Genomic DNA, 9,390 nt, shown 5'->3' on the forward strand with positions numbered 1-9,390 from the left:
TCTCCTTGGGTTTTTCTTTCTTGGACCGAAATTTTAACGATCGGACGGGCTCACGTGAAATGAAACGTTCCGATGTCGTCGATAGACGCACGCTATTATTGGCGTTCCCATGAGTACCTCCACAAGCCCCGCACGACACCCCGCCCCGGATCCGCGCCTGCGCGAGCTCCGCGATGCGCTGGATCAGGTCACCAGCCGCGACTACGGCCGGCTCTCCGGCCGGTGGCGCGCGCTCTCGCGCAAGCCGGACGCCGCGAAGATCGAGGCGCTGGCTAAAGACGTTGCCGTCTCAGTGGCCCGCCGCGCCGCACGCGCCGCCTCCAAACCGCCCATCACGGTCGATGCATCGCTGCCGATCGCCGCGCGGGCTGAGGACATCATCAAGCTCATCCGTGAGAACCAGGTGGTTGTCCTCGCAGGCGAGACGGGCTCTGGCAAGACCACGCAGTTGCCGAAGCTATGCCTGGCCGCGGGCCGTGGCGAAGCCGGGCTGATCGGGTGTACCCAGCCGCGAAGGCTCGCCGCGCGGTCGGTGGCGACCCGCGTCGCGGAGGAACTCGGCACGCCGTTGGGCGACAAGGTGGGCTTCCAGGTCCGCTTCACCGAGAAGGTGTCGGACCAGGCCCTGGTCAAGTTCATGACCGATGGCATCCTGTTGGCTGAAACCCAGTCCGATCCCTGGCTGTCGGCCTACGACACGATCATCATCGACGAGGCGCACGAGCGCAGCCTCAACATCGACTTCCTGCTCGGCTACCTCAAGCGGCTTGCCCAGCGCCGCCCCGAACTGAAGATCATCGTCACCTCGGCGACGATCGACACCGAGCGCTTCGCCGCCCATTTCGGCAATGCGCCCGTGGTCGAGGTGGAAGGCCGCACCTATCCGGTCGAGCTGCGCTACCGGCCGCCCGGCGAGCGCGGCGAGGGTAATGTTGCGCAGATGATCGCCGACGCCATGGATGAGATCACCCGGGAAGATCCCCGCGGGGACGTCCTGGTGTTCCTGCCGGGCGAACGCGAAATCCGCGACACTCATCTCCTTCTGTCGCGTAAGCAATACCGCGAAACCGAGGTGCTGGCGCTTTACGCGCGCCTCTCGGCCAACGAGCAGGACCGCGTCTTCAAGCCGGGAACGAAGCGCCGCATCGTGCTGGCCACCAACGTCGCCGAGACCTCGCTCACGGTGCCGCGCATCCGGTACGTGGTCGATCCCGGCACGGCGCGGGTGAAGCGCTACAGCCAGCGCAGCCAACTGGAGCGGCTGCACATCGAGCCGATTTCCCAGGCGGCGGCGAACCAGCGCAAGGGGCGTTGCGGTCGCATCGGGCCCGGCATTTGTTACCGGCTTTATGACGAAGCGGATTTCAACCTGCGTCCGGCCTTCACGGATCCGGAGCTACTGAGGTCATCACTCGCCAACGTGATCCTGCGCATGCTCGCGCTGGACCTGGGTGATGTCGAGGACTTCCCCTTCCTGGAAGCCCCGGACCCGCGTGTCGTCGCTGACGGTTATCGCCGCCTTGCCGAAATCGGTGCGATCGACGAGGGCCAGCGCCTGACGCCCATCGGCCGCACCGTCGCCCGGTTGCCCATCGATGTGCAGCTGGCGCGCATGCTGGTGGAAGCGCGTCGGCTGGGCAGCCTCGCCGAACTCACCACGATCGTCGCGTTCATGAGCATCCAGGATCCTCGTGAACGTCCGCCGGAGGCGCGCGGCCAGGCCGACGCGGCTCATGCCCAGTTCGCCGATCCGAAATCCGATTTCGTCGGCGTGCTGAACCTGTGGCGTGCGCACGGCGACGCTGCCGAGGAACTCACCTCGTCGAAGCTGCGCGACTGGTGCTCGCGGCATTTCCTGAGCTTCATGCGCATGCGCGAATGGCGCGAACTCCACCGGCAGCTGGTGCTGGTCACGCGTGACCTCGACTGGTCCAGCAAAGAGCCCGCTGCCGCTGGCGCCCTCGAAGGCGACGCGCTATTCGAATCCGTCCACCGCAGCGTGCTCGCCGGCCTGCCGACCCAGGTAGGACACAAGGACGAGAAGGGCGTTTTCCGCGGCACCCGCGAACGTCGCTTCCAGGTGTTTCCCGGCTCGGCGCTGGCGAAGGCGCCACCGGCCTGGCTCTTCGCGGGGCAGATCATCGATATTGGCGGAAAGGTCTGGGCCATGATGTGCGCCCGCGTCGATCCCGCGTGGATCGAATCGCAGGCTAGCCACCTCGTGCGCGCCACGGCGCGCGACGCCCACTGGTCGCGCAAGCGCGGCACCGTGATCGCCTACGAACAGGTCACCCTGTTCGGCCTGGTGCTGGTCGAACGCCGCCCGGTCACGTTCCACAAGCAGGACCCGCGACTCGCCCACGAGATTTTCGTACGCGAGGCCCTGGTTCGCGCGGACATCGACAGCCGCGCCGACTTTGTCCGTGCCAACGCGCGCGTACTCGAGCAGGCCCACGACATCGAGGCCAAGCAGCGCCGCGCTGGCCTGCTGCGCTCGGACGAAGAACTCTCCGCCTTCTTCGACGGCAAACTGCCGGAAGAGATCGCCGACGTCCGTGGGTTGGATGCATGGTTCCGCAAGGCGGCGCCTGGAGAACAGGCCGCCTTGCGGTGGACCCTCGCCGATGTCATGGACAGTGGCACGGGGCTCGACCCCAAGGCCTTCCCGGCCGCGCTCGATATCGACCAGCATCGCTACCGGCTCGAGTACCGCTTCGTGCCGGGCGATCCGGCCGACGGCGTCACCATCCAGGTGCCACTCGCCTTCCTCAACGCGCTGCCCATTGCGCGGGGTGAATGGCTGGTCGGCGGCCTGGTGGTCGACAAGGTGGCCGAGCTGATTCGCGCCCTGCCCAAGGCACTTCGCCGCAACTTCGTCCCCGCGCCCGACTTCGCGCGCGCGTTTGCCGAAGCCGAGGCCCCGCGTGACGAGCCGCTGGCGAAAGCATTGGCGCGTTTCCTCAAGCGCACCACCGGCGTCGACGTGGATCCGGCGGCCTTCGCGAGCGCCGAACTGCCGCCACACCTGCTCATGCGCTACCGCATTCATGACGAGAACGGCCGCACGCTGGCGGAAGGGCGCGACCTGGCCGAGATTCGCGCACGCTGGGAAGGCAAGGCGCGTGAAGCGTTCTCGCGCAAGACGGATGTCGAGCTCACGCGCGAGGACATCGTTGCCTGGGATTTCGAATCGATCCCGAAGGAAGTCCGTTCCGAAGGCGGACTGACCGCGTATCCCGCCCTTGTCGACTTGGGCGAGGCGGTGGCCCTGCGCGTCTTCGAGCGCGCCGACGAGGCCGCCGAAGCGCACGTGGGCGGCGTCGAGCGGTTGCTACGCCAGGCGCTGGCACCCGAGTTCAAGCGTGCGCGACGCCAGCTGCCGATCGCCAATCCCTTGTCGCTCAAGTACGCGCCGATGGGCAGTGTGGAAGGCCTGCGTGAGGATCTGGTCGAAGGCGGTTTCAGCGATCTGCTCGCCGGACGCCGTCTCGACGCCCGCACGCAGGGTGAATTCGAAGCGTTGCATGTGCAGCTCGGCAGGGAACTGTTCGGCGCCGCCATGGCCCGGCAGAAGGTGGCCGAGCCGATCATCGAAGCCCAGGCCGAGCTGAAGCCGTGGATGGAACCGCCCCTGATGGGTTTCGCGAAGGCCAGTTACGACGACCTGCGCGAACAGCTCGTGGCCCTGCTTCAGCCCGGTTTCCTGCGTGAATTGCCAATTTCGCGCCTGACCCACCTGCCGCGGTATCTCAAGTCCATGCGTTTGCGCGCCGAGCGCCTTCGGCAGGACCCCGCGCGCGACCAGTCGCGTATGCTGCAGGTGCTGCCTTACTGGCGCGCATTGCTCAATGCGGGGGGTACCGCCCTGGATGCGGTGGTCTGGAGCGAACTGCGCTGGTTGCTCGAGGAGTGGCGTGTGTCGCTGTTCGCGCAGGAGCTGAAGACCGCCGAACCGGTGTCGGCCAAACGTCTTGCGCGCGCGTTGGAAGTGGCCCAGGCCACGCAACGATGACCACCCGGAAGGACGACGCGACGATGAGCGAGCTGCGTTCCCCCGACGCCAAGGCAACGGCGATGCCGCTGACCCAGCGTGCGCGTGAGGCCTGCGTCTTGCTGCCCGTGGCGGCGCGCGCCGAAGCGGAAACGGTTATCGAACTGCTTCGTCTGCTCGGCTGCGACGACGAAACCTGCGCGTCGGCATTGTGGTTCTCGCTACTCAACGGTCTTCCGGGCGCTGCCGACGAAGCGGCGAAAACATGGCCGGCATCGCTCCGTCGCCTGATCGACGGGCAGGGTGCGGCCGAGAAGGTCTGGGCACTCCATGCCCAGCGCGGTCCGGTCGGCGGCGCCGAAGGACTGCGTCGCCTGCTGCTGGCGATCATCCGTGACCTCCGCGTGGTCTTCGTGCTGCTTGCCCGCCAGCTGGCGGCCATGCGCACGGCCATGGCCCTGCCGGACCACGAACGTCGTGAGCTCGCTCAGCTCACTTCCGACATCCATGCGCCCCTGGCCAACCGGCTCGGCATCTGGCAGCTCAAGTGGGAGCTGGAAGACCTCGCGTTCCGCTACCTCGAACCGGATACCTACCGGCGCATCGCGCGGCTGCTCGACGAGCGCCGTGCGGATCGCGAAAGCTTCATCGCCTCGAGCCTGGCGACATTGCGCAGCACTCTGGAAGGCGCGGGTGTGCACGCGGAACTGGCCGGTCGCCCGAAGCACATCTTCTCTATCTGGAAAAAGATGAAGAAGAAGGGTCTGGAGTTCTCCGACCTCTACGACATCCGCGCGGTGCGCATCCTTGTCGACAGCGTGGCCGACTGCTATGCCGCGCTCGGTCTCGTGCACAGCCTGTGGCCGCACCTGCCCGGCGAGTTCGACGACTATGTCGCACGGCCGAAGGGCAATGGCTACCGCTCGCTGCACACTGCGGTCATGGGCCCGTCGGGCAAGACGCTCGAGGTGCAGATCCGCACGCACGAAATGCACCGCGCCAACGAACTTGGCGTGGCCGCGCACTGGCGCTACAAGGAGGGCGGCGGCGCGGATGCGGAGTTCGAGGCGAAGATCGCCTGGATGCGCAAGCTGCTCGAACCGCGTGGCGAGGACGACGCGGCCGAGCTGGCGGCCGGTTTTGAAACCGAGCTGATGGAAGACCGCGTCTACGTGCTCTCGCCCAAGGGCGAAGTGATCGACATGCCGCGTGGTGCCACCGTGCTCGACTTCGCGTATCACATCCACACCGAGGTCGGGCATCGCTGCCGTGGCGCGAAGGTCAACGGCCGTATCGTGCCGCTGACCACACAGCCGCGCAGTGGCGACACCATCGAAATCCTCACCACCAAGAGCTCCGAGCCGAGCCGCGACTGGCTCTCCTCGCACCACGGTTACCTCAACACCTCGCGTGCGAAGGAGAAGGTGCGAGCCTGGTTCCGCCGAACCRCACACGACGCCAACATCATCGCTGGCAAGGCGGCGCTCGAGAAGGAACTGCGCAAGCTGGCACTCGACGATGTCGACCTGGCCAAGCTCGCCACGCACTTCCGTCTCAAGGGCGTCGAAGAGCTTTTCGTCACGGTTGCACTGGGCRAAGTGTCCCTGGGCCAGATTGCGCGCTCGCTGCAGGAGCCGGTCGAGCACGAGATCACCCAGTCGGGGAATCCCGTGGCATCGCGCGCCGCACAGCACGATCGCGGCGCGCTTTCCATCGAGGGCGTCGGCAACCTGCTGACCACGCTGGCACGCTGCTGCCAGCCGCTGCCCGGCGACCCGGTGCGCGGGTTCATCACCCGTGGGCGGGGCGTTTCCGTGCATCGATCCGATTGCGCCAGCCTGTCCCGCCTTGCGCGCAGGAACCCCGAGCGCGTCATCGACGTGAGCTGGGGCAGGGTGGAAGTGCAGAACTACGAGGTCGACATCGAGCTTCGCGGTTACGACCGCAAGGGCCTGCAGAAGGACGTCGCAACCACGATCAGCAACACCGGTCCGCACATCGTCGCTTCATCGAGCCGGGTGCATGTGAAGACCGGCGAAGTGGAGATGCGCTTCACGCTGCGAGTGAAGGATTACGAGCAGCTGTCGATGGTGCTGGGGCGGCTTGGGGCGTTGCCGAACGTCACCGACGCCCGGCGCCTCGGCGGCCGGTAACCGCTTCGGCTCCCTGTAGGAGCCGATTCATCGGCGATCCCGCGGCAGCGGGCCGGRWTGAGGCAAGCGCCCCATCGCCGCTGAAGCGGCTCCCACAAGGAGCGGCTCCCACACGAAGCGGCTCCCGCAAGCAGCGGCCCCCACAAGGAGCGGACCTCCGAAGGATACGGCCTTACAGGCCGCCCATCATCAAGGCGATGCCCCAATCCTTGATCGGCGCCGCGACCAGCATGCGCGCCAGGATCAGCCCGAGGATGACCACGGTCGGCGAGAAATCCAGGCCACCGAGGGTCATGCGGCCACGTAGCGGCCGCACCAGCGGATCGGCGAGGCTCGTGACCAGACGCGCCACGGGATGGTAGCGGTCGGTCGAGAGCATGCTCATCAGCGACCAGGCGAAGACCAGCACGACCCAGGTCAGCAGGAAGAAGTCGAGGGTCTCGCCGAGGCTCACGATAGCCAGTCCGACCACGTTGGGCATGACGCCGTTGATGGCCATGACCAGCAGCCACTTCACGCACTCGAGCAGGAACACCGCCAGCAGGGCGCCGGTGTTCACGCGCCGCACGCTCGGCAGCACCTTGCGCACGGGGCGCAGGATCGGGTTGGTAAAGCGGTAGAGGAACTGGCATATCGGGTTGTTGAAGTCAGCGCGGAACGCTTCGGCCAGCAGGCGCAGCACGAAGAGGGTGACGAGGGCCCCAAAGATGAAATCCAGGATCAGGGAGCCCGCGTTGGTCAGGTAGTTCACGTGTTCGATTCCATGTCTTCGGAAAGTTCAAAGCTGCGGCGGCGTGCCGCGTCGACGGCGCGCGCCACGATGGCAGGGAAGCCGTCGGCGCGAAAGCTGTCCAGCGCCGCCTGGGTGGTGCCGTTCGGTGAGGTGACCCGCTGGCGCAGCGTAGCGGCACTTTCACCGCTCTCGATCAGCATGCGGCCGGCACCGAGTGCCGTTTGGGCGGCAAGGGCGCGTGCGGTCTCCCGGGAGAGACCTTGAGAAAATGCCGCGTTTTCGAGCGCTTCGACCATCAGGAAGAAGTAGGCCGGGCCGCTGCCGGAAAGGGCGGTGACCGTATCGAGCTGGTCTTCCTCCGGCACCCACACCGTCAGGCCGGCGGCGTCGAGTACGTGCTGGGCCTCGGCGCGTTGCGGCGCGCTGACCCGGCCGTTGGCGAACAGGGCGGTGGCGCCGGCACCGATCATCGCCGGGGTGTTCGGCATGCAGCGGACCACGGGCAGGGAGCCGTCCAGCCAGCGTTCGATCTGGGCGATGCGGATACCCGCGGCGATCGAGATGATCACCGGCCGGTACTTCTGCACCACCGGCCGCAGGGCCCGGCAGACATCGGCCATCATCTGCGGTTTCACCGCCAGGACGAGGATCGAGGCGCCTTCGGCGGCATCGAGGTTGTTGGTGTAGGTGGCCACGCCGTACTCGCGTGAGAGCTCCTGCAGGGCCTCGGCACGCGGCTCGGCCACGGCGATGCCGCCCGGCTGGGCGCCGTGGCGGATCATGCCGGCGATCAGCGCCGTGGCCATGTTGCCGCCGCCGATGAAGGCGATCCGATTCATGGGGGTGTCCGCTCCATACGCGACGTCTTTCACAGTCATCGAAGCATATATGGTGCCGCGCCTTGCCGCCGACCCCCGGGCGTGTTTACCTATGCCCACAAAGATAGGGGACCCAAATGGATATCGCCGAACTCCTTGCCTTCTCCGTGAAGAACAAGGCCTCCGACCTGCACCTTTCCGCGGGGCTCCCGCCAATGATCCGCGTCGACGGCGACGTGCGCCGGATCAATATCCCGGCCCTGGAGCACAAGCAGGTCCATTCGCTGATCTACGACATCATGTCGGACAAGCAGCGGCGTGACTTCGAAGAGTTCCTCGAGACCGACTTCTCCTTCGAGATCCCCGGCCTGGCCCGTTTCCGTGTGAACGCCTTCAACCACAACCGTGGCGCGGGTGGCGTGTTCCGCACCATTCCCTCGGAAGTGCTCTCCCTGGAAGACCTCGGTGCGCCGAAGATCTTCCGCGAGCTGATCGAGCAGCCTCAGGGCCTGATCCTGGTCACCGGGCCGACCGGTTCGGGCAAGTCGACCACCCTCGCGGCCATGGTCGACCACATCAACAAGACCGAATACGGCCATCTCCTCACCGTCGAGGACCCGATCGAATTCGTCCACACCTCGCAGAAGTGCCTGGTGAACCAGCGTGAAGTCCACCGCGATACCCATGGCTTCAACGAAGCCCTGCGTTCCGCACTCCGCGAAGATCCCGACTACATCCTGGTCGGCGAGCTTCGCGACCTGGAAACCATCCGCCTGGCCCTGACCGCCGCGGAAACCGGGCATCTGGTGTTCGGCACGCTGCATACCTCGTCGGCCGCCAAGACCATCGACCGCATCATCGACGTGTTCCCTGCCGGCGAAAAGCCGATGGTCCGCTCGATGCTGTCCGAGTCGCTGCGCGCGGTCATCTCGCAGTCCCTGCTGAAGAAGGTCGGCGGTGGCCGCATCGCCGCCCACGAGATCATGACCGGCATCCCGGCGATCCGAAACCTCATTCGCGAAGACAAGGTCGCCCAGATGTACTCGGCGATCCAGACCGGACAGCAGTACGGCATGCAGACGCTGGACCAGAACCTCCTGGACCTGGTCAAGCGCGGCCTGATCACGCGTCAGGAAGGGCTGATGTACGCCAAGAACAAGGAAAGCTTCCGTTAAACGGGCGCGGCGACCGGTCCTGCCGCGTGGCAGGCCGGCCGCAACCGTGAAGGGCGTCGCTGCAGGGCTCATCGCGGCGGTATATGATCGCCCCAGGGGCGCCGGCCCGGTCCGGCCATGGGGATACACGCGATGAGCGACTTCGATTTCACCTCTTTCCTGAAGCTGATGGTGCATAAGCAGGCATCCGACCTGTTCATCACCGCCGGTGTCGCGCCGTCCATGAAGGTGCAGGGGCGCATCGTTCCCATCACGCAAAGCCCCTTGTCCGCGCAGCAATCGCGCGACATGGTGCTCAATGTGATGACTCCCGCCCAGCGCGAGGAGTTTGAAAAGACCCACGAGTGCCAGTTCGCTATCAGTGCCTCGGGCGTCGGCCGCTTCCGTGTCTCGTGTTTCTACCAGCGCAACTGCGTCGGCATGGTGCTGCGCCGGATCGAGTCGAAGATCCCGACCCCGGAAGAGCTCAACCTTCCGCCGGTGATCAAGCAGCTGGCGATGACCAAGCGAGGCATCATCA

Annotated in this window: 5 protein-coding genes and 1 pseudogene; 4 read left to right on the plus strand and 2 right to left on the minus strand. The window is 66.2% G+C overall.

Annotated features, from left to right (window positions below; all coding sequences use genetic code 11):
• Nucleotides 1–109: 109 nt before the first annotated feature.
• Nucleotides 110–4,012 carry an ATP-dependent RNA helicase HrpA gene (gene hrpA, locus AC1DT2_RS02260; protein WP_477293954.1) on the plus strand — a complete coding sequence of 1,301 codons (3,903 nt, stop codon included), beginning with the start codon at nucleotides 110–112 and terminating at the stop codon, nucleotides 4,010–4,012.
• Nucleotides 4,009–6,144 carry a RelA/SpoT family protein gene (locus AC1DT2_RS02265; RefSeq protein ID WP_477293956.1) on the plus strand — a complete coding sequence of 712 codons (2,136 nt, stop codon included), beginning with the start codon at nucleotides 4,009–4,011 and terminating at the stop codon, nucleotides 6,142–6,144. The genes hrpA and AC1DT2_RS02265 overlap by 4 nt, the downstream gene beginning before the upstream one ends.
• 172 nt (nucleotides 6,145–6,316) lie before the next feature.
• Here the strand turns inward: AC1DT2_RS02265 and AC1DT2_RS02270 are convergent, their stop codons facing one another.
• Both AC1DT2_RS02270 and proC read right to left on the minus strand, forming a co-directional pair.
• Complete coding sequence (locus AC1DT2_RS02270) at nucleotides 6,317–6,895, minus strand: YggT family protein (RefSeq protein ID WP_477293958.1); 579 nt, start codon at nucleotides 6,893–6,895, stop codon at nucleotides 6,317–6,319.
• Complete coding sequence (gene proC, locus AC1DT2_RS02275; protein ID WP_213948747.1) at nucleotides 6,892–7,716, minus strand: pyrroline-5-carboxylate reductase; 825 nt, start codon at nucleotides 7,714–7,716, stop codon at nucleotides 6,892–6,894. Before proC ends, AC1DT2_RS02270 begins: the two co-directional genes overlap by 4 nt.
• A gap of 116 nt (nucleotides 7,717–7,832) precedes the next feature.
• Here proC and AC1DT2_RS02280 point away from each other — a divergent pair, with 116 nt between their 5' ends.
• Entirely contained in the window at nucleotides 7,833–8,870 is a 1,038-nt protein-coding gene (locus AC1DT2_RS02280; RefSeq protein ID WP_063573399.1) for a type IV pilus twitching motility protein PilT, read from the plus strand.
• A gap of 132 nt (nucleotides 8,871–9,002) precedes the next feature.
• Nucleotides 9,003–9,390: pseudogene (locus AC1DT2_RS02285) on the plus strand (type IV pili twitching motility protein PilT); the annotation flags it as partial.

Source organism: Luteibacter sp. P4_E6 (assembly GCF_056401535.1).